Raw genomic sequence first — 20071 nt, forward strand, 5'->3', positions numbered from 1 at the left:
CGAGGTAGACGTACGATCAGCGGCGACGGAACAGCGGCAGCGGTTCGTCAGTGGCGGCCTGATAGGTCACCGAGAAGTCCTTGAGGCTTTCAAGGGCATCGTACGGGTCTTTGTCCGCGCGCAGGGCGAAGGCATCGAAACCGCAACGGCGCATGTAGAACAGCTGGTCGCGCAGTACGTCGCCAATCGCCCGCAGTTCACCTTTGAAACCGTAGCGGTCCCGCAGCAGGCGGGCGTTGGAGTAGTTGCGGCCATCGGTGAACGCCGGGAAGTTCAGGGCAATCACCTGGAACTCGTTCACGTCGTCACCGATTTCTTCGGCTTCTTCGTCGGCGTCCAGCCACACACCCAGACCGCCGTCGCGGGCCTTGAGCATGCGGGCGTGTTCACGCCACAGCTGCAGCGGGACGATCAGGTCGTCGCAGTTGCTGATTTCGTCGATGTTGAAATCCTTGGGCAGCAGGTGCCAGGTTTCGTCGACGACCTCGTTGTTCTTAATGATTCGCTGCATAGACGCGTTCCTTGAAGAGGTCGATGCCAATACGCTGGTAGGTGTCGATGAAACGCTCGTCTTCGGTGCGTTGTTCCACGTACACGTCGATCAGTTTGGAGATCACGTCCGGCATGTCTTCCTGAGCGAAAGACGGGCCGAGGATCTTGCCCAGGCTGGCGTCACGGCTGGCGCTGCCACCGAGCGAGACCTGGTAGAACTCTTCACCTTTCTTGTCCACTCCTAGAATGCCGATGTGGCCGACGTGGTGGTGACCGCAGGCGTTCATGCAGCCGGAGATGTTCAGGTCCAGTTCACCGATGTCGAACAGGTAGTCCAGGTCGTCGAAACGGCGCTGGATCGATTCGGCGATCGGGATCGACTTGGCGTTGGCCAGGGAGCAGAAATCACCGCCAGGGCAGCAGATGATGTCGGTCAGCAGGCCGATGTTCGGCGTGGCGAAGCCACCTTCACGCAGTTCGCCCCACAGGGTGAACAGCTGGCTCTGCTCGACGTCGGCCAGAATGATGTTCTGCTCGTGGGAGGTGCGCAGTTGACCGAAGCTGTAGCGGTCCGCCAGATCGGCGACGGCGTCGAGCTGCTTGTCGGTGATGTCGCCCGGTGCAACGCCGGTCGGCTTCAAGGACAGGGTCACGGCCACATAACCCGGCTTCTTGTGCGCCAGGGTGTTGCGGGTGCGCCAGCGGGCGAAGCCCGGATGTTCTTTGTCGAGGGCGGCCAGTTCGGCGTCTTGATTGCTCAGCGCCTTGTAGTCCGGGTCGACGAAGTGTTTGGCGACGCGATGAACTTCGGCTTCGGTCAGGGTGGTCTGGCCGCCGCGCAGGTGTTCCATCTCGGCATCGACTTTCTGGGCGAAGACTTCTGGAGTCAGCGCTTTGACGAGGATCTTGATCCGCGCCTTGTATTTGTTGTCACGACGGCCGTAGCGGTTGTAGACCCGCAGGATCGCGTCGAGGTAGCTCAACAGGTCCTGCCATGGCAGGAATTCGTTGATGAACGCACCAACCACCGGAGTACGACCCAGACCACCGCCGACCAGCACGCGGAAACCGAGTTCGCCAGCAGCGTTATGGACCGGCTCAAGGCCGATGTCGTGAACTTCGATGGCCGCACGGTCGGAGGTCGAACCGTTGACGGCGATCTTGAACTTACGCGGCAAGTAAGCGAATTCCGGGTGGAAGGTCGTCCACTGACGAACGATTTCGCACCAAGGACGCGGGTCAATTAGCTCATCGAACGCAACACCGGCGAACTGGTCAGTAGTGACGTTGCGCAGGCAGTTGCCGCTGGTCTGGATGGCGTGCATCTGCACGGTGGCCAGTTCCGCGAGGATGTCCGGGATGTCTTCGACCGCCGGCCAGTTGAACTGCACGTTCTGCCGCGTGCTGATGTGGGCGTAGCCCTTGTCATAGTCGCGGGCGATTTTTGCCATCATGCGAGTCTGACGCGAAGTCAGCTGGCCGTAAGGCACCGCCACGCGCAACATCGGCGCGAAACGCTGGATGTACAGGCCATTTTGCAGGCGCAGGGGGCGGAATTCTTCTTCGCTCAGCTCACCTGCCAGATAGCGTCGGGTCTGATCACGGAACTGCTTGACGCGGTCCTCGATGATCCGCTGATCGTACTCGTCGTATACGTACATATAAGTCCTGTTCTCAGGCTTTGGCCACTCGGAAAACGCTGCGTTTTCGCTTGCTGGAGTCCGATGGTTCCTCTGCAATTCTGCGCGCACGGCCGCGCACTCCCTGACGGAGCCGGGGCAATATACCCGTTTGCAGTTATGCGCAAAAGTGATGTTTGAGTATATGGAAAGAACCAAAACGCCTAACGAGAATTCCTTTCACCTAACCCACATTTGTCGTGCGGACAATCATCGTCTTAACTGTGGTCGAGTCTTTCTGCAATCACCGATAAAACCGACAAGAGGCGATGCAATGAGCAACCCAACCAAGGCAAGGAAAAGCGATAGCAGTGTCGATGCATGGGCCATTCTGTTCCTGATCATTCTGGTCGTTGGAACGGCGGTGTTCTGGGTCAGCCATCAGTAAAACGACTCGTCCGGGCCCCGCTTGCGACGATTGTCGGACAAAAGGCGGGATCAAGCGCCAAAGGCCAGGTGATCAATGGCTATAATGCGCGGCCATTTTTCCTTGGGCCCGGATGATTCATGTTCAAGCTTTTCCAACTCAGCCTGCTGCTGTTCGGCGCGGTTTTCGGTACCTGCGCGCGTGCAGAGTCGGTGCTGTTCCTGAATCCCGGCTCGACGCAGGAAGCGTTCTGGGTCAGCTACTCGCAATTCATGCAGGCTGCCGCCCGGGACTTGGGCATCGACCTGCGCATTCTCTACGCCCAGCGCCAGCCGGAATTGACCCTGGCGCAGGCGCGACTGGCCCTGCAGGGGCCTGAGCGCCCGGATTATCTGGTTTTCGTCAACGAACAGTACGTGGCACCGCAGATTCTGCGGATGGCCAATGGCAGCGGGGTGAAGCTTTTTATTGTCAACTCGGGTCTGACGCCCAACCAGCAGGCGCTGGTGACAGAGGGGGCGGATCGGATAGGCAGCCTGGTGCCCAACGACGAGGAGGGCGGCTACCTGATGATGAAGGAGCTGATTCGCCTGCATCCGCCCGTGGCGCCCGGTGAAAGCATCGATCTGCTGGCGTTTTCCGGCCTCAAGATCACGCCATCGGCGCAATTGCGCGAAAAGGGCATGCAGCGGGCCCTGGCGGAGAATCCGCAGGTGCGTTTGCGGCAATTGGTCTATGGCGGCTGGACCCAGCAACGGGCTTACGAGCAGGCGAAGCAGTTGCTGGTCCGCTATCCCGACGTTTCATTGGTATGGGCAGCCAATGATGAAATGGCCTTCGGCGCGATGCGTGCCGCGTCCGAGGCCGGCAAGGTGCCGGGCAAGGACGTGCTGTTCAGTGCGGTCAACACTTCGCCCGAAGCGTTGCAGGCGCTAGTCGACGGGCGCCTGAGCGCATTGCTCGGCGGCCATTTCACTTTGGGTGGCTGGGCATTGGTCGAGCTGCATGATCATGCGCAAGGCGTCGATCTGAATCAGTATGGCGGCCGTGACCGGCAGATTCCGTTGCTGCAACTGATCGACAGGGATCATGCCCGGCGAATCCTTGCCATGGGCGCCTCGCCGGACTACGGCGTGCACTTTCGCAAGCTCTCGGCGAAGGGCCGTCCGGTGTCGTATCGCTATCCGTTCAATCTGCAGACCCTGATGCATTAAGCCGTCAGACGCCCGCCAGATGCACCACCAGTTGCACAATGCCGAACAGCGTCAGGGCGAACACCGCCGTGAACGCGATGCCCAGAAAGATGAAATGGCTGGGCTTGCCGTGGGTGAAGTCCCTTGCCCGGTTCTTGCCGCTCTGCACCCCGAACGCCGCCGCCATGACGCTGTGCAGCATCTGCCAGAAGGTCGGTGGTTTGTTGTCGACTGGATCGTCCATAAATCCCTCGTCTGAAAAGTGTACCTCTTGAGCTTAGCCAATCCTGCGAATCGTGCGGAGCCGGTCACGACAGAAGAAATCCATGGCAACAAATCGTCGCCCGTCGCGATAACTATCTAACGCAGTCCGGTTCGCCTGGCATGGTGTTCTGATGCTTTCATTCCAAGGAACGAGAGCATGTCTGAAACCTTTCAGCCGGATTCGAGCAGCGTCAAGCCTTCACGCCAGCACGTCACCCAAAGCATTCACGCAGCAATGCTCGAACAATCCATTCCCGACTGGCTGACGGAGGCTGCTTCCCATCGTCGTGCGTCGTTGAGAAACGCCAATGCCATTTTGCCGGACTGGTATCGGAAGGCCTCGTCTGGACAACGCAATGTTCTGAACGAGAGTTTTACGGCGAGCTTTCGCGCCCAGACACGATTGGACCACGCGTTGGCCGACATGCAGGGCATCCATGCGTTTGGCAAAACCCTGCTGTGCGCGATGCTCAAGGATCGTTTCAATGTCGAACTGGATGTCGAAGACACGTTTTTGCAGCTGATTCAACCGATCAATGCAGGAATATGGTCCACGGAGATCGGCACCTTCGAGGTGTCGAAAATGTCATTGCTGGAAGCCGCGCTGCACAATTTCGAAGCGGCCGAATGTGAGAGCGGTGCGTTTCACAAGCGGTCGGGATTTCTCGCCCGATTGCCGGCGGGGACTTTCAAGGCTGTGCGCACTTCGATGTCCGTCCGGCAATTCATGGTCGCCTGCCGCGCGCTGGACATTGGCGGCCAGTACCAGCGATACCTCAAGCATTATCTGTATTCCGAAAATCAGCCAGCCCATCAAACCCTGCGTGAACTATTCACAACGGCGTGCAGAGCAGCCTTGCGTGCGGCCGCCGAGCAGGCACTGCTGCAAGGAGATATCGAGCCTGCGGATCATGCATCGATCCAGGAAATCCTCGATGGGGAGCGCCAGCCCCTGCTTGGCGGCCGGCGTATCTGGTTCTGTGAAATGAGCCTGATGAGGCGTCGCCTGACCGGTTGTCTGTGGTTCGCAATCAGTGAGAGGTTCGAGGACCCTGAAGAACTGATTCTGTACATTCCCGATGATCCGCATCACCCCCTGAAGCGATACAAGACCTGGCAACTCGAGGCCGCCCTCAAACGGCGATTCACGGCCCGGGAAAGCGCGTCGTCCGATGACGGCTCGCCGACGCAATATCAACGATTTTTCAGCAGATTCGTAGCCTATGCCGACCGTGCGTACTACTTCAGTCAGTTCACTGACAATGCACCGGATGCCTCGTTCAGCAGCAGGGTCACGTCTTATCTTGCACGGATCAACGACTGGATCAACGGGCTGAGCCCTTTGCCAAACCCACTTGTCGATCTGGTGCCACCCGCGCCCGCGATCAGACAGGTTGCCAACCAGGATCCGTTTCTCGCCCCGGTCAACATGCCGTTCAAGGGGCTGCGTTTCTGGGATGACAACATCGACCTGTGGGATTACCTGTTCGAACGTCATCGCGAGCAACTGCTTGAAGATGCACGCAGTTACGCCGTGCCCGTAGAGGATGTCGATGCGAATGCTCGCAAGACACTGTTCGCGAAGTTGCTGAACAGCGGCATGCTCGTGTTCAACACGGTTTCGATGCTTGTGCCCGTGCTGGGCGAAGTGATGATGGGGGTCATGGCTTGCCAGCTTCTGGAAGAGTCCATCGAGGGCGTGATCGAGTGGAGCGAAGGGGATCGGCATGCTGCCACGGCGCATCTGGTGGACATTGCGAGCAATCTGGCGTTGATCGCGTTGATGGGGGGCGTGACGAAGGGGGTGACCCGACTGAAGCCGGTCGATGCTGCCCCGGTTATCGAGGATCTGCATCCCGTCACGCGTCCTGATGGCCATGCGCGATTGAGAAAGTCCGATCTCGGAGGATATGAAAGCACGGTCCGCTTCGATCCAGGTGTCCGGCCCGATGCGCTGGGGCGTTACGAGATACAGGGCAGACACTTCATTCGGATCGAGGGCAAGACCTATGAGCAGGTGTATGACCGGGCGCTGGGGCGCTGGTGTATCAGGCACCCCGACAATCCGCATGCGTACCTGCCTGTCCTGACTCACAACGCGGCGGGAGCGTGGCGCCATACGCTCGAGAACCCGCTGAAATGGAGTCGGCAGACCTTGTTGCGGCGCATCGGACACATCACTGAAGCGTATACAGACGAACAACTTCTCACGATCGGTGAGATCAGCGGGGTCAGCGACAACGCGTTACGCAAGATGCACATGGATAATCTTTCGCCGCCTCCGGAACTCATGGATGCCTTGCGACTGTTCGATACTGATCGTGGTGTTGTGCAAGTCATCGAGCAATTGGCAGGCGATCTGGACATCGATCATCGCTATTTACACGCCTTGCCCTTGATCATCGAACTGCCGGGCTGGCCTGTCGGGCGCACTTTGAAGGTCTATGACACCCCAGACTTTACCGGGCCTTCCACCCGCTATGGTTCGGAACATCCATTGGCGGAGATGGCGAATAAACCGCCGATCCGGCTGAGCCGCAGCCATGTGCTCAATGGTGAGTTACCCGCCAGAATCCTGTCTGCCCTCGATGAGTCCGAGATATCCGCGTTATTCGGTGACAAGGAGGCGGGTGACCGGGTATGGCGACCTCAGGCTTTTCGGGATCTGCTGGCCGATTACGCCCGGGCGAATCGTCCGACGCTGTTCGAAAGCCTGTTCCAGGAAAGTGCCATCGCGGATCCCATGATTGACAGGTTGCAGCGCGCTTACGCCGGACTCAGCGACGCCGCGGCGCAAGAGATTCTTCGCCACGCCAATGCTGACGACATGGCGATTTTGTACAGCACCGGGCGTATGCCGGACGCAATGCTGGAGGAGGCGCGATGGTATGCACGGCGCGGTCGACTGGTTCGCGCGCTTGCCGGGCTGCACATGGAGCACATGATGTCAGCTGACACTCGCCGCCTTGCCTTGCACACCTTGAGCAAGTTGCCGGGTTGGTCCGCTGATATGCAGCTCGATATCCGTGACGGTCGTGTCGACGGCAGACAGATCGATTCCATCGGTCACGAAAGCGCGGCTGTGCGCCGCAGCGTAGTCAAGAAGGGGCCGGTCTATCAGGCTTTCAATGAACATGGTGTCGCGCTCAATGAGCTGCCGGTCTCGGGAAACGGTTTTTACGCTTCGGTCTTGCGCCTGCTGCCCGAAGACGTACGAAAGGCCATCGGCCTGTCGGAGGCCGCCCACGGAAGCGATCTTCAGCGAGCCATCACTGCTTACGCTACCGAGCATGCCGGCGATACGGCCACGATTCTTGCGCTGCACGGCCGCAGGACACTCAAGTTCAAGCCACCGCAGCGGATCAGGGAGCATCTGGTGGGTTACCACGCAAGCGGCGAAGGAGCGGTCGGGCTCTCCGGTCTGAATCCTTCGCTGGTCGTGAGATTGCTCAGCCTTTATCCGGATCTGAGCATTTCCAGGGCCAACGGCGTGCTCCTGAAGATGATTCGGACAGGCAAAAGCGATGCGCACATTCTTCAATTGCTGGAGGATCTGAGGCATCAATGGCTTGAGCTTGAACAAACCCTGGACCATTGGGCCAATACCGGACCGAACCGGGCGCAAAAAGACCGGATCGCGACCCGCCTCAAAAGGTGCTGGCGAAAACGGCCATTCGCCGAAGAAAACCCGACGTTGCGCCACCTGGATCTGGCCACTGATGAAGCATTGCCCGGTTTCTCGGCGGACTTCTCCCATGTCACGGTGATGCGACTTCAAGCGCCCCACGCCACCCTCGGACAGATGCGCGGATTCCTGCGCAATTTTCCCGAACTTGAGTTCCTCGACCTCAGTGGCAATCACTTGGTCACCAGCCCGATCCCTCGGGAGTGTTCTGCACGGCTGCTTGAGCTGGACCTTTCCGACAATCCCATGAGTCGCCTGGATGTCACCGGGATGTGGCGTCTCGAATTGCTCAATTTGAAGGGGACGCGTCTTCAGGAATGGCCGCTCGGCGCTGACAGCCTGCGCAACTTGAGATGGCTGGACCTGGGTAACACGCTGGTTTCCGACATTCCACCGCAGGCCCTAGCCCGCGATGAATGGGTGCTGAACATGAATCTGGCGGGGACGCCACTGACCGATGACGCACGCTTGCAGTTGCGGGTCGCGCAGCAGCGATGCGAGCAGGCGCTGGATCTGCCGCAGGGGTCGCTGGCGCAATTCATGCTCGAAAATGTGCCCGAGCAGGACAGTCGGCCGCTAGAGAACGGCACTCTGGTGGCTGGCCGGTTGATGCGTATACCCGCGCCAATACCATTCACGGATCATGTTCCGGCGTTTACCCGGCGTTTGCGCAGGGTGCATCCATCCCTGACCGAAGAAAAGGCCGAGGAAGTGGCCGAGGGTTTATTGCAGGACGCAAGCGTCGAACAGGTCAATGCGCGGATCGAAGACTGGAATCAGAGATTGGAGTCAATGACACGCCAGCTCAATGGCTGGATCTTTACGCGTCGATCAGGAAACACACTTTTTGGAGGGCACTGGTCGACGTCACAGGGTCGCCGGGAGGCCTCGCTCAGAATCATGGAGTGCTGGAGGAAGGGGCTGCTGGGGGCGGCGGCGCGTAGCGATCGAACGCTGGATCTGGCCAATATCTCCAGATTGGGAACACTGCCTCGACTGTCTCCAGAGTTTGCACACGTGGAAGGGCTGAGCCTGAGGGGGCTCGGTTTGAGCGGAGCAGACGTTCAAGAGTTTCTTCAGGCTTTTTCCCAGGTACGCTGGCTGGATCTTGGTCTCAACGAGTTGAGTACAGTGCCATCGGTCATTGCTGGCATGGAGCGACTGGAAGAACTGGGGCTCATCGGTAACCGGTTCAACGATTTCCCGGCTCTTGTCGACGCATTGGGCCCCATGCCGCGGCTCAAATGGCTGAAGCTGAACTACAACCGTCTGACGGTTTTCAATGGAGTCACGGCCGAGCAATTACCGGCGTTGCGCTGGCTGGAGTTGAGCTTCAATCATATGAGGCAGTTCAACGGGCCTGTTAGCGCAACACTGGAAGTCCTTCATTTGAATGGCAATGACTTGCGCGAGTGGCCGGAAGGTGTGTTGCAGGCTGAGCGTCTGCTTTCGCTGAACCTGGAAGACAACCCGATAAGAGAGATTCCGCCAAGGGCGTTCGACGGAAACCACGACGTTTTGCTGGCGGGTACGCGAATGTCGCCCAACTGGCGTTCCTTGATGACGGACAGTCTGATTCGACTCAGGGCTCATCTCGACAGAGTGGGTGGTGAGCAGGTTTTGGGTATCAAGCGGGAGACGCTCGATTTTTGGCTTACCGATACCGAATTCGATCAGTTTGTTGACTGGTCCGGCAGCGAGTCCGAACCAGAGGAGGACGTCAGGTAACCTGAGCGTCACGGAGTCGAGCCCCTGTCTCAGTGCATCCGAGACAGGGGCTCTATTGCGTCAATCAGTTGTCGTAGCCGAGGTTCGGCGCCAGCCAGCGTTCGGTCAGGCTCAGTTCCTGGCCTTTGCGCGAGGTGTAGCTCTGCACCTGATCCTTGTCGATTTTGCCCACGGCAAAATACTGCGCCTGCGGATGGGCGAAGTACCAGCCGCTGACCGCTGCCGCCGGGAACATCGCGTAGTGCTCGGTGAGGAACACGCCGCTGCGACCGGCGCGCATTTCCTGGGCCTCAGGGTCGAGCAGGGCGAACAGCGTGGCCTTCTCGGTGTGATCCGGGCACGCCGGGTAGCCGGGAGCAGGGCGGATGCCGGAGTACTGCTCTTTGATCAGCGCCTCGTTGTCGAGAGCTTCATCCTTGGCGTAACCCCAGTGCTCTTTACGCACCTGCTGGTGCAACCACTCGGCGCACGCCTCGGCGAGACGGTCTGCAAGAGCCTTGACCATGATCGAGTTGTAATCGTCGCCAGCGTCCTGATAAGCCTTGGCCACTTCTTCGGCACCGATGCCAGCGGTGGTGATGAAACCACCGACGTAGTCGGTCACTTCGCTGTCCTTCGGCGCGACGAAGTCGGCCAGCGAGAAGTTCGGTTTGCCGTCGGTCTTGATGATCTGCTGACGCAGGTGATGCAGGCGCGCCATTGGCTTGCCGTCATCGCCGTACAGCTCGATATCGTCGTCATGCACCTGATTGGCCGGCCAGAAGCCGAACACCGCACGGGCGCTGATCAGCTTCTCATCGATCAGCTTGGTCAGCATCTCGCGGGCGTCCTTGTACAGCGAGGTTGCCGCTTCACCGACCACTTCGTCTTCAAGGATGCGCGGGAACTTGCCGGCCAGATCCCAGGAGATGAAGAACGGCGTCCAGTCGATGTATTCGGCCAGTACGTTGAGGTCGATGTTGTCCAGCACGCGGGTGCCGGTGAAGGTCGGTTTGACCGGAGTGTAAGAGGCCCAGTCGAACTGGGGTTTTTTTGCGATCGAAGCGGCGTAGCTCAGGCGTTCGGTACGGGCGCTGCGGTTGGCGGTGCGTTCGCGGACGTCGATGTACTCTTCGCGAGTCTTCTGGACGAAACCGGCTTTCAGTTCCTTGGACAGCAGCTGTGTCGCCACGCCCACGGCGCGGGAGGCGTCGGTCACGTAGACCACCGCGTCATTGCTGTACTTCGGCTCGATCTTCACCGCCGTGTGCGCTTTGGAGGTGGTCGCGCCGCCGATCATCAGCGGCAGGTGGAAGTCCTGGCGCTGCATCTCGCGGGCCACGTGGACCATTTCATCCAGCGACGGGGTGATCAGGCCGGACAGACCGATGATGTCGCACTTCTGCTCCTTGGCCACCTGCAGGATTTTCTCGGCCGGGACCATCACGCCGAGGTCGACGATGTCATAGCCGTTGCAACCCAGCACCACGCCGACGATGTTCTTGCCGATGTCGTGCACGTCGCCTTTCACGGTGGCCATCAGGATCTTGCCCTTGGCTTCCGGCTTGTCGCCTTTTTCCAGTTCGATGAACGGGATCAAGTGGGCCACGGCCTGTTTCATCACACGGGCGGATTTCACCACCTGTGGCAGGAACATTTTGCCGGCCCCGAACAGGTCGCCGACGATGTTCATGCCGGACATCAGCGGGCCTTCGATCACTTCGATCGGGCGGGCGAACGACTGACGGGATTCTTCGGTGTCTTCGACGATGTGGGTGGTGATGCCCTTGACCAGCGCATGCTCCAGACGTTTGTTGACGTCCCAGCTGCGCCATTCTTCGGTCTCGGCTTCCTTGACGCTGCCGTCGCCCTTGTACTTGTCGGCGATGCCGAGGAGGGCGTCGGTGCCTTCCGGCGTGCGGTTGAGGATCACGTCTTCAACGGCGTCGCGCAGTTCCTGCGGGATCTGGTCGTAGATCTCCAGCTGACCGGCGTTGACGATGCCCATGGTCAGGCCGGCGCGGATCGCGTACAGCAGGAACACCGAGTGAATCGCCTCGCGCACCGGGTTGTTGCCGCGGAACGAGAACGACACGTTGGACACGCCGCCGGAGCTCAGGGCGTACGGCAGCTCGTCGCGGATGTAGGCACAGGCGTTGATGAAGTCAACAGCGTAGTTGTTGTGTTCTTCGATGCCGGTGGCTACGGCGAAGATGTTCGGGTCGAAGATGATGTCTTCCGGCGGGAAGCCGACTTCGTTGACCAGAATGTCGTAGGAGCGTTTGCAGATTTCTTTCTTGCGCGCTTCGGTATCGGCCTGGCCGACTTCGTCGAACGCCATCACCACCACGGCGGCGCCGTAGCGCTTGCACAGTTTGGCGTGGTGGATGAACTGCTCGACGCCTTCTTTCATGCTGATCGAGTTGACGATGCCCTTGCCCTGAATGCACTTGAGGCCGGCTTCGATCACTTCCCACTTCGAGGAGTCGATCATGATCGGTACGCGGGAGATGTCCGGCTCGCCGGCAATCAGATTGAGGAAGGTCACCATGGCCTTCTTCGAATCGAGCATCCCCTCGTCCATGTTGATGTCGATCACCTGGGCGCCGGCCTCGACCTGTTGCAGGGCGACTTCCAGGGCTTCGGTGTAGTTGTCTTCACGGATCAGGCGGGCGAATTTCGCGGAGCCGGTGATGTTGGTTCGCTCGCCGACGTTGACGAACAACGAACTGCGATCGATGGTGAACGGTTCCAGACCCGACAGGCGGCAAGCCTTGGGAATGTCCGGAATCTGCCGTGGCGCATAACCGGCGACGGCTTTGGCGATGGCTTCGATGTGGCCTGGCGTGGTGCCGCAGCAACCGCCGACAATGTTGAGGAAACCGCTCTGGGCGAATTCTTCGATGACTTTGGCGGTGTCCACCGGCAGCTCGTCGTACTCGCCGAATTCGTTCGGCAGGCCGGCGTTCGGGTGCGCCGAAACGTGGGTGCTGGCCTTGTCCGACAGCTCTTCCAGGTACGGACGCAGTTCGCGGGCGCCGAGGGCGCAGTTCAGGCCCACCGAAATCGGCTTGGCGTGGGCCACGGAGTTCCAGAACGCTTCGGTGGTCTGGCCCGACAGGGTCCGGCCGGAGGCGTCGGTGATGGTGCCGGAGATCATGATCGGCAACTCGAAGCCCAGTTCTTCGAACACGCCTTGCACGGCGAAGATCGCGGCTTTGGCGTTGAGGGTGTCGAAGATGGTTTCGATCAGGATCAGGTCGGCGCCGCCCTCGATCAGGCCTTTGGTGGCCTCGGTGTAGTTTTCCACCAGCTCATCGAAGGTGACGTTGCGATAGCCCGGATTGTTGACGTCCGGCGACAGCGAGCAGGTGCGGCTGGTGGGACCGAGCACGCCGGCGACGAAGCGCGGCTTGGCCGGGTTCTCGGCGGTCTTGGCGTCGGCGACCTTGCGCGCCAGTCGTGCGCCTTCTACGTTGAGTTCGTAGGCCAGTTCTTCCATGCCGTAGTCGGCCATGGAAATCCGGGTGGCGTTGAAGGTGTTGGTCTCGAGGATGTCGGCACCGGCATCCAGGTAGGCTTTTTCGATGCCGCCGATAACATCAGGTCGGGTGATGACCAACAGGTCGTTGTTGCCCTTGACGTCGCTCGGCCAGTCGGCGAAGCGTTTGCCGCGATAATCCTGCTCTTCGAGCTTGTAGCTCTGGATCATCGTGCCCATGCCGCCGTCGAGAATCAGGATGCGCTCTTTGAGAGCTTGCTTGAGAGCTTGAAGACGGACGCTGCGATCGGACATTGGGACTACTCGAAAAAGACCATGACGAAGGAGCGGGATCATAACAAACCTGTGCCGATTTAGAGCATGTGGCGCTTTTGCATGAATATCGCTCATGTTGGTACGGGCGTCATAACGGTAGAATCGCGGCGTTTTTCTTCAGGATCAGGATCAGGGATATGTCGTACCGCGTCATCAGCATTGCATTGCTGTTTTTAAGCTTTGGCGCGGCGGCGCAGAGTCCCGCTATTTCTTCTTCTATCTCCTACACCCGAGACATCCAGCCGATCTTCACCGAGAAGTGCGTGGCCTGCCATGCGTGCTACGACTCTGCCTGTCAGTTGAACCTGGGCAGCGGCGAAGGCGCGGCCCGTGGCGCGAGCAAGATGCCGGTCTACGATGGCGAACGCACCCAGGCGGCGCCGACCACCCGGTTGTTCTATGACGCCTTCGGCAAACGCGCCTGGCAGCAGAAAGACTTTTATTCGGTACTCGACGCCCAAGGCAGTCAGGCCGCTCTGATGGCACGCATGCTGGAGTTGGGACACAAAACGCCGCTGACACCCAACGCCAAACTGCCGGAAGACATCGTGCTGGGCCTCAACCGCGAGAACCTGTGCGCGATGCCCGCCGAATTCGACGGCTATGCCGGCGCCCACCCGAAAGAGGGCATGCCGCTGGCGGTGACCGGCCTGACCGATCAGCAATACCAGACGCTGCAACGCTGGCTGGCGTCCGGCGCCCCTATCGACGAGCAAGGTCTGGCGCCGAGCACCAAGGAAGCGATGCAGATCGTCCAGTGGGAAAACCTGCTCAACCAGCCCGGCGCTCGGGAAAGTCTGGTCGGGCGCTGGCTGTACGAGCACTGGTTCCTGGCGCACATCTATTTCAAGGACGGCGAGCCGGGGCATTACTTCCAGTGGGTGCGTTCGCGCACACCGACCGGCCAGCCGATCGATCTGATCGCCACGCGTCGCCCGAACGACGATCCGGGCACCCAGGTGTATTACCGCCTGTGGCCGGTGCAGGGCGTGATCGTGCACAAGACCCACATCACCTATCCGCTGAGCGCGGCGAAGATGGCGCGGGTCAAAAGCCTGTTCTACAACGGCAACTGGCAGGTCAATGCCTTGCCGGGCTACGGGCCGCAGAGCCGGGCCAACCCGTTCGCGACCTTCGAGGCGATCCCGGCGCAGGCGCGTTATCAGTTCATGCTCGATAACGCCGAATACTTCGTGCGCACCTTCATTCGCGGCCCGGTGTGCCGTGGACAGATCGCGACCGACGTGATCCGCGACAACTTCTGGGCGCTGTTTCAGGCGCCGGAACATGATCTGTACATCACCGACCCGAACTATCGGGGCCAGGCCACGCCGTTGCTGGCGATGCCGGGGCAGAACGACGACGTCGGCAGTGTCCTGAGCCTGTGGCACAACTACCGCAACAAGCGAAACAAATACGAAGCCCTGCGCCGTGACAGCTACGCCGACCTGCCGGCGCCGAGCTGGTCGACCCTGTGGGCCGGCAACGACAACGCCTTGCTCAGCATCTTCCGCCACTTCGACAGCGCTTCGGTGACCAAAGGCTTGATCGGCGAAGTGCCGCAGACCATGTGGCTGTTCGACTATCCGCTGCTGGAGCGCACTTATTACCAGCTGGCGGTGAATTTCGATGTGTTCGGCAATGTCTCCCATCAGGCGCAAACGCGCCTGTATTTCGACCTGATCCGCAACGGCGCAGAACAGAACTTCCTGCGCCTGATGCCTGCCGATTCCCGCGAGAGTTACCTCGACGATTGGTACCAGAGCAGCGGCCAGTTCAAGATGTGGCTCGATTACGAAGCCATCGACGACGACAAGCCGACTGCGTTGAAACTCGACGAGAAAGACCCGAAACGCGATTTCGCCATGCAATTGCTGGCGCGTTACGGCGATCTCAACGCGCGTCCGGATCCGATCAACCGCTGCGAAGATGCCTATTGCTCGCGCCCGAACATCGACCCGGCCCTGCAGAACGCCGAGCAGGCGCTGAGTCGCCTGACCTCGCGTCCGGCAGCGGGCCTGAAAGTGATCGATCAATTGCCGGAAGCGACGATGCTGCGGGTCGAAACCCGCAGCGGCAAACGCGAGGTCTACAGCCTGCTGCGCAACCGCGCCCACAGCAACGTGGCGTTCCTGCTCGGTGAATCCCTGCGTTATCAGCCAGGGCTGGACACGCTGACGATTTATCCGGGCGTGCTCAGCAGCTACCCGAATTTCATGTTCAACATCCCGGCGGATCAGGTGCCGGCGTTTGTCGATGCCATGGAAGGTGCAAGGGACGCGGCGCAGTTCGAGAAAATCGTCGAACGTTGGGGCATCCGCCGCAGCCATCCGCAGTTCTGGTTCTATTTCCATGACCTGAGCCAGTACATCCACGAAACCGATCCGGTGGAAGAGGGCGTGCTGGACATGAACCGGTACGAGAATCTTTGATCGTTTGAGCGATGGCGGTTGTCCCAATCCTGTGAAGTACGGGATCGGGAGCGCCATCGATGTTGATTTCAGTGCAGGCCCTGCGAGCGCTCGCCGCGTGGGCGGTGGTCTGCCATCACTTCATGCAGATTTTCTTCGATTTCGAGGCGCGCGGGCCAATAGGGCAGCTGTTCATCGACAAGGGCGCCGTGGGCGTCGATATCTTTTTCGTGATCAGCGGGCTGGTGATTTTCCTGTCCACCGAAGGCAAGGCACTGCCGCCGGCGCGGTTTCTGTTGTATCGACTGTTTCGGATTGTTCCGGCGTATTGGCTCTACACCGTGCTGATGGCGTTGCTGGTGGTGTTCGCTCGACCGTTGCTGCCGGATCAGACGGTGGACTGGAGTCATTTGCTGCTTTCGTTGCTGTTTATCCCGACGGAAAACCCCGGCGGCTACGGGATCTATCCGACCCTGAATGTCGGCTGGACCCTGAATTACGAAATGCTGTTCTACGTGCTGTTCGCCTGGGCGCTGCTGTTCCGGCTGCAAGTACGTTTGCTGGTGGTTGCGGCGCTGCTGTTTGCGGTGTGTCAGGCCTGGACCGGGTTTGGCTGGGTCAGCGAGTTTTATCGCTCGGACATCGTTTATGAGTTCCTGCTGGGGATCGGCATCGGCATGCTTTACCGTCGCGGCTGGATCGGGCCGGCGCTTTGGCTGCCCTTATTGGGGATCGGCGCGGCGTTGCTGGCGATCTATCACCTGCCGCCGGAACCCCGATTGCTGAACTGGGGCGTGCCCAGTGCGGTGCTGGTCATGGCCAGTATGGCGCTGGAGCGGCATGTCGAGCGCAACAGGCTGCTCAAGCTGCTGGGCGACTGTTCGTACTCGGTGTATCTGATGCATGTGCTGGTGTTGTCGGCCGGCGGTTATCTGGCCCGACGCTATGGGATCAACCCGTATTTGATGTTTGTCGTCTGTGCGCTGGCCATCGCTATCGGTTCGTGGCTGAGCTACGAATGGGTGGAAAAACGCAGTTATCAATGGCTTAAAGCGCGGATTGACGGTGAACCTGGCACCTAGCCGATTTGCGAACTATTCCTACGTAAATACTAGGACTTTGTGCCGCGCGCCGATTGGCGTAAACTCCGCCTCAAGCCTGCGAGGAGTCTCCATGACCGCTATTACCATTACCGACGCCGCCCATGATTACCTGGCCGATCTGCTCTCCAAGCAGAACACCCCGGGCATCGGCATCCGCGTTTTCATCACCCAGCCTGGCACCCAGTACGCCGAAACCTGCATTGCCTACTGCAAGCCGGGCGAAGAGAAACCTGAAGACACGGCGCTGGGGCTGAAAAGCTTCACCGCTTACATCGACTCGTTTAGCGAAGCGTTTCTCGATGATGCCGTCGTCGACTACGCCACCGACCGCATGGGCGGCCAGCTGACCATCAAGGCGCCAAACGCCAAAGTCCCGATGGTCAACGCCGACAGCCCGATCAACGAGCGCATCAACTACTACCTGCAAACCGAAATCAACCCGGGGCTGGCCAGCCACGGCGGTCAGGTCAGCCTGATCGATGTGGTTGAAGACGGCATTGCCGTGCTGCAGTTCGGCGGCGGTTGCCAGGGCTGCGGCCAGGCGGACGTGACCCTGAAGGAAGGCATCGAGCGCACCTTGCTCGAGCGCATTCCGGAGCTCAAGGGCGTTCGCGACGTGACCGACCACACGCAGAAAGAAAACGCCTACTACTAAGGTGTTCGCTGCGGCATGAAAAACGGCGCCCCGTGAGCGCCGTTTTTTTATGCGTGAGATTCAATTGATCGTTCCCACGCTCTGCGTGGGAATGCAGCCGTGGACGCTCCGCGTCCCATTCACGGTCTGTACAGGTGCGCATGCCCCGCGCGATACAGCGACGACTCGCTAAAGTGATCGCTACCCAACACCCGCCCAACCAGAATCAACGCCGTACGCCGAAACCCCTTGGCCGCCACCTTCCCGGCAATATCCTCAAGCGTCCCGACCACCCAGTCCTGATCCGGCCACGTCGCCCGGTGAATCACCGCGATCGGGCAATCCGCGCCGTAATGCGGCAGCAGCTCAGCCAGGATCTTCTCCAGATGATTGACCCCCAGATGAATCGCCATGGTCGCCCCGTGCTGCGCCAGATTGCCGAGCTCTTCACCGACAGGCATCGCGGTCTTGTCCGCATAACGGGTCAGAATCACGCTTTGCGAGATGTCCGGCAGGGTCAGTTCTGCGCCCAACAGCGCGGCGCACGCGGCGGTGGCGGTCACGCCGGGAATGATCTCGAACGGAATATCCAGCTCGCGCAAATAACGAATCTGCTCGCCAATGGCGCCATAAAGGCTCGGATCGCCCGAATGCACCCGCGCCACGTCCTGGCCCTTGGCATGGGCGGTCTTGATCAGGTCGATGATCTGTTCCAGGTGCAGCTCGGCGCTGTTGACCAGGGTTTCAGCGCAATGACCTTCCAGCACCGCCGTCGGCACCAGCGAACCTGCGTAGATGATCACCGGGCAACTGCGGATCAGCCGCTGGCCTTTGACAGTGATCAATTCCGGGTCGCCGGGGCCGGCGCCGATGAAGTAAACGGTCATCGTTGGATCCTGTAGAAAAGGGGCAGGGCGGTGCTTCACAAGCCTTTCAGATGAAGAATGCTCATGATCGAAAGCGGGGATTATCGGGATTTTAAGCCGCGCCGGCCAATGCCAGAGTTGCCTGAGCGTACTTTTGCCGGGAAATCAGCAGTTTTGCCGGGCCGCTGATCAACTGTTCGGCGAGCGCCAGAGCAGCACTTTCCGCTACGCCGTAGCAACCGGTGCGTTCGAAGGCGATCTGCGAATGGTGACTCAAACGTTGCTGATAACTGGCCAGTTCCTCGCTGCTGAAATACAGCAACGGCAGCGCCAGTTGGGCGGCGAGTTCCTGCAAACCGGGTTCATCGCGCTTGAGGTCGATGCTGGCGAGCGCCTTGACCTTCTCAAGATCAATTCGATGCGCCTGCAACGCCTGATCAAGCAATGCACGCAGCGTGCTGGCCGGGCAGCCGCGCTGGCAGCCCAGGCCGACCACGAAGGTCGGCGCTGCGCTGTCATTGGTCATGCGTGGTACTGACCTTCGCTTTTGCGGCGGAACAACCAGGCGCTGATCAGGCCCAGGGCCAGCCAGAACGCGACGTTGGTCAGCTGCGAAGCGATTTTGAACTGGGCTTCGAGGGCTTCCGGGGCGAGCATCGAATGCACTTCCGGTTGCGGCGCGCCGATCACGTGCGGCACGGCAAGGATCGCCACGCCGAGGATCTTCATCAGCCAGTTACGGCTGAACGCGATCAAGGCCAGGCCGACAGCGGTGGAGGCCGCAGTGCCGATCCACCACATCTGCCGCGAGGCCAGATCCGCAGCGGCAGTGCCCGGCAGCTCAGGTGGCAGGCCCATGGTCGGGGCGAGCACGAAGGTCGCGTAACCGGCCAGGCCCCAGAGCAGGCCTTGCGAAGTCCTGGTCGGCGCACGCAGGGTGTACAGGCCCGCCAGCATCAGGGCGAAACCCACGGCAACCACCAGATTGCCGCCGGTGGTGGAGACCACGCGCTGCCAGCCGTCTTCCGGCTCCCAGGCTTCGGCATCGTGGGTGTGGGCGGCGGTGCCGGCGGCGTGTTCGTGAACTTCGGCAACCGGTTCGGCTTTCTCGAAGGTTTCGGCCTGCAAAATCAGCGGCGAAACCCAGAAGCTTTGCAGCAACGTCAGGAGCAGGGCGGCCAGAAGGCCGGTGAAACCTGCGGTCTGCGCAATACGCTTGATCATGTCGTCAGGTCTCAGTGGCACGGGAACGCGGCGCTGTGGCGGGTATCGTGCGCGGCGTTGTGCACCGCTTCGATGTGCGAGAAACCGGCGAAATACACGAGGCAGGCACCGAGGATAGACGCGCAGACGGCGGCGGTCAGGCGTTGGCTCAGGGTGGTGGTGCTGGAGATCTTGTCCGAATTGCTGCCGGTGCTGCTGATGATCGACATGGCGCTTCCCTCTGGAGTGTCAGCGGGTGAATAGAGCGCATGAAAACCCCTGCGGCCGGGCACGCAGAGGTTCGAACAGCGCCCGCCCACCGCGGGTTTGTTATGTTCAGTAACGCAAGATGCGCACTGTGTGTTGCGGGCCGGTCTCCGGGCTCACGAGGGGTTGGCGTCTGGCCGACCTGCAAGCGTCACCTTCCCATGCCTGTGGGCACAGTGGATCTGACGCTTCGCTCGCTTACCGTTGCGGGGGCAGCACCGGACTGACATGGCTTTAGAGTAAAGCACATGATTCACCGGTTTCCCGTTTCACCCTGTGAAGGGCACCCGTAACAAGTTGTGTAGGAGACCATGCGCGGGGGATTTGAGTCAATTGGGATTGGGATTGGGATTGGGGGCAGATCCGTTGCTGCGGTTATGGCT

The 20071-nt window shown here is 60.1% G+C and carries 13 protein-coding genes and 1 riboswitch; of the genes, 5 read left to right on the forward strand and 8 right to left on the reverse strand.

The window, feature by feature from the left end:
• Window positions 1–16: 16 nt before the first annotated feature.
• Both CAF74_RS04845 and CAF74_RS04850 read right to left on the reverse strand, forming a co-directional pair.
• Complete coding sequence (locus tag CAF74_RS04845; protein ID WP_007959510.1) at window positions 17–511, reverse strand: DUF934 domain-containing protein; 495 nt, start codon at window positions 509–511, stop codon at window positions 17–19.
• Window positions 495–2153 (reverse strand): nitrite/sulfite reductase, encoded by a 1659-nt coding sequence (locus CAF74_RS04850; protein ID WP_085745488.1) that lies wholly within the window; start codon window positions 2151–2153, stop codon window positions 495–497. Before CAF74_RS04850 ends, CAF74_RS04845 begins: the two co-directional genes overlap by 17 nt.
• A gap of 525 nt (window positions 2154–2678) precedes the next feature.
• Here CAF74_RS04850 and CAF74_RS04855 point away from each other — a divergent pair.
• Window positions 2679–3752 carry an ABC transporter substrate-binding protein gene (locus CAF74_RS04855; protein WP_085745489.1) on the forward strand — a complete coding sequence of 358 codons (1074 nt, stop codon included), beginning with the start codon at window positions 2679–2681 and terminating at the stop codon, window positions 3750–3752.
• Between the two features lie 4 nt (window positions 3753–3756).
• Here the strand turns inward: CAF74_RS04855 and CAF74_RS04860 are convergent, their stop codons facing one another.
• Window positions 3757–3975, reverse strand: coding sequence for a DUF2970 domain-containing protein (locus CAF74_RS04860; RefSeq protein WP_007959515.1), 219 nt, complete (start codon window positions 3973–3975; stop codon window positions 3757–3759).
• 177 nt (window positions 3976–4152) lie between these two features.
• Between CAF74_RS04860 and CAF74_RS04865 the strand changes: the two genes are divergently transcribed.
• Window positions 4153–9408 carry a dermonecrotic toxin domain-containing protein gene (locus CAF74_RS04865; RefSeq protein ID WP_085745490.1) on the forward strand — a complete coding sequence of 1752 codons (5256 nt, stop codon included), beginning with the start codon at window positions 4153–4155 and terminating at the stop codon, window positions 9406–9408.
• A 64-nt stretch (window positions 9409–9472) separates the two neighbouring features.
• Here CAF74_RS04865 and metH read toward each other — a convergent pair whose 3' ends face one another.
• Window positions 9473–13183, reverse strand: coding sequence for a methionine synthase (gene metH, locus CAF74_RS04870; protein WP_085745491.1), 3711 nt, complete (start codon window positions 13181–13183; stop codon window positions 9473–9475).
• Window positions 13184–13341: 158 nt separating this feature from the next.
• Here metH and CAF74_RS04875 point away from each other — a divergent pair, with 158 nt between their 5' ends.
• From CAF74_RS04875 to nfuA, 3 genes are all read left to right on the forward strand, one after another.
• The gene (locus CAF74_RS04875) at window positions 13342–15636 is read left to right on the forward strand and encodes a fatty acid cis/trans isomerase (protein ID WP_085745492.1); all 2295 of its coding nucleotides are present in this window, start codon (window positions 13342–13344) and stop codon (window positions 15634–15636) included.
• A 59-nt stretch (window positions 15637–15695) separates the two neighbouring features.
• Window positions 15696–16697, forward strand: coding sequence for an acyltransferase (locus tag CAF74_RS04880; protein ID WP_085745493.1), 1002 nt, complete (start codon window positions 15696–15698; stop codon window positions 16695–16697).
• Between the two features lie 91 nt (window positions 16698–16788).
• Window positions 16789–17373, forward strand: a complete 585-nt coding sequence (gene nfuA / locus CAF74_RS04885) for a Fe-S biogenesis protein NfuA (RefSeq protein WP_007959519.1) — start codon at window positions 16789–16791, stop codon at window positions 17371–17373.
• Between the two features lie 119 nt (window positions 17374–17492).
• Here nfuA and cobM read toward each other — a convergent pair whose 3' ends face one another.
• The 4 genes from cobM to CAF74_RS04905 form a co-directional block, all read right to left on the reverse strand.
• Window positions 17493–18239, reverse strand: a complete 747-nt coding sequence (gene cobM, locus CAF74_RS04890; RefSeq protein WP_085745494.1) for a precorrin-4 C(11)-methyltransferase — start codon at window positions 18237–18239, stop codon at window positions 17493–17495.
• A 91-nt stretch (window positions 18240–18330) separates the two neighbouring features.
• Window positions 18331–18744 (reverse strand): cobalamin biosynthesis protein, encoded by a 414-nt coding sequence (locus CAF74_RS04895; protein ID WP_085745495.1) that lies wholly within the window; start codon window positions 18742–18744, stop codon window positions 18331–18333.
• Window positions 18741–19442: a CbtA family protein gene (locus CAF74_RS04900; RefSeq protein ID WP_085745496.1), complete on the reverse strand. Its 702-nt coding sequence runs from the start codon at window positions 19440–19442 to the stop codon at window positions 18741–18743. The genes CAF74_RS04895 and CAF74_RS04900 overlap by 4 nt, the downstream gene beginning before the upstream one ends.
• A gap of 11 nt (window positions 19443–19453) precedes the next feature.
• Entirely contained in the window at window positions 19454–19651 is a 198-nt protein-coding gene (locus CAF74_RS04905; protein ID WP_007959524.1) for a CbtB domain-containing protein, read from the reverse strand.
• Between the two features lie 120 nt (window positions 19652–19771).
• Window positions 19772–19994: riboswitch (cobalamin riboswitch) on the reverse strand.
• Window positions 19995–20071: the final 77 nt, after the last annotated feature.

The organism is Pseudomonas sp. R45(2017) (genome assembly GCF_002112305.1).
GTDB classification, from domain to species: Bacteria; Pseudomonadota; Gammaproteobacteria; order Pseudomonadales; family Pseudomonadaceae; genus Aquipseudomonas; species Aquipseudomonas paraglycinae.

Coding starts and splice junctions, on each gene's coding strand:
- CAF74_RS04865 (WP_085745490.1), top strand. CDS start 4,153: ATGTCTGAAACCTTTCAGCCGGATTCGAGCAGCGTCAAGCCTTCACGC.
- nfuA (WP_007959519.1), top strand. CDS start 16,789: ATGACCGCTATTACCATTACCGACGCCGCCCATGATTACCTGGCCGAT.
- CAF74_RS04895 (WP_085745495.1), bottom strand. CDS start 18,744: ATGACCAATGACAGCGCAGCGCCGACCTTCGTGGTCGGCCTGGGCTGC.
- cobM (WP_085745494.1), bottom strand. CDS start 18,239: ATGACCGTTTACTTCATCGGCGCCGGCCCCGGCGACCCGGAATTGATC.
- CAF74_RS04900 (WP_085745496.1), bottom strand. CDS start 19,442: ATGATCAAGCGTATTGCGCAGACCGCAGGTTTCACCGGCCTTCTGGCC.
- metH (WP_085745491.1), bottom strand. CDS start 13,183: ATGTCCGATCGCAGCGTCCGTCTTCAAGCTCTCAAGCAAGCTCTCAAA.
- CAF74_RS04855 (WP_085745489.1), top strand. CDS start 2,679: ATGTTCAAGCTTTTCCAACTCAGCCTGCTGCTGTTCGGCGCGGTTTTC.
- CAF74_RS04845 (WP_007959510.1), bottom strand. CDS start 511: ATGCAGCGAATCATTAAGAACAACGAGGTCGTCGACGAAACCTGGCAC.
- CAF74_RS04880 (WP_085745493.1), top strand. CDS start 15,696: ATGTTGATTTCAGTGCAGGCCCTGCGAGCGCTCGCCGCGTGGGCGGTG.
- CAF74_RS04850 (WP_085745488.1), bottom strand. CDS start 2,153: ATGTACGTATACGACGAGTACGATCAGCGGATCATCGAGGACCGCGTC.
- CAF74_RS04905 (WP_007959524.1), bottom strand. CDS start 19,651: ATGTCGATCATCAGCAGCACCGGCAGCAATTCGGACAAGATCTCCAGC.
- CAF74_RS04875 (WP_085745492.1), top strand. CDS start 13,342: ATGTCGTACCGCGTCATCAGCATTGCATTGCTGTTTTTAAGCTTTGGC.
- CAF74_RS04860 (WP_007959515.1), bottom strand. CDS start 3,975: ATGGACGATCCAGTCGACAACAAACCACCGACCTTCTGGCAGATGCTG.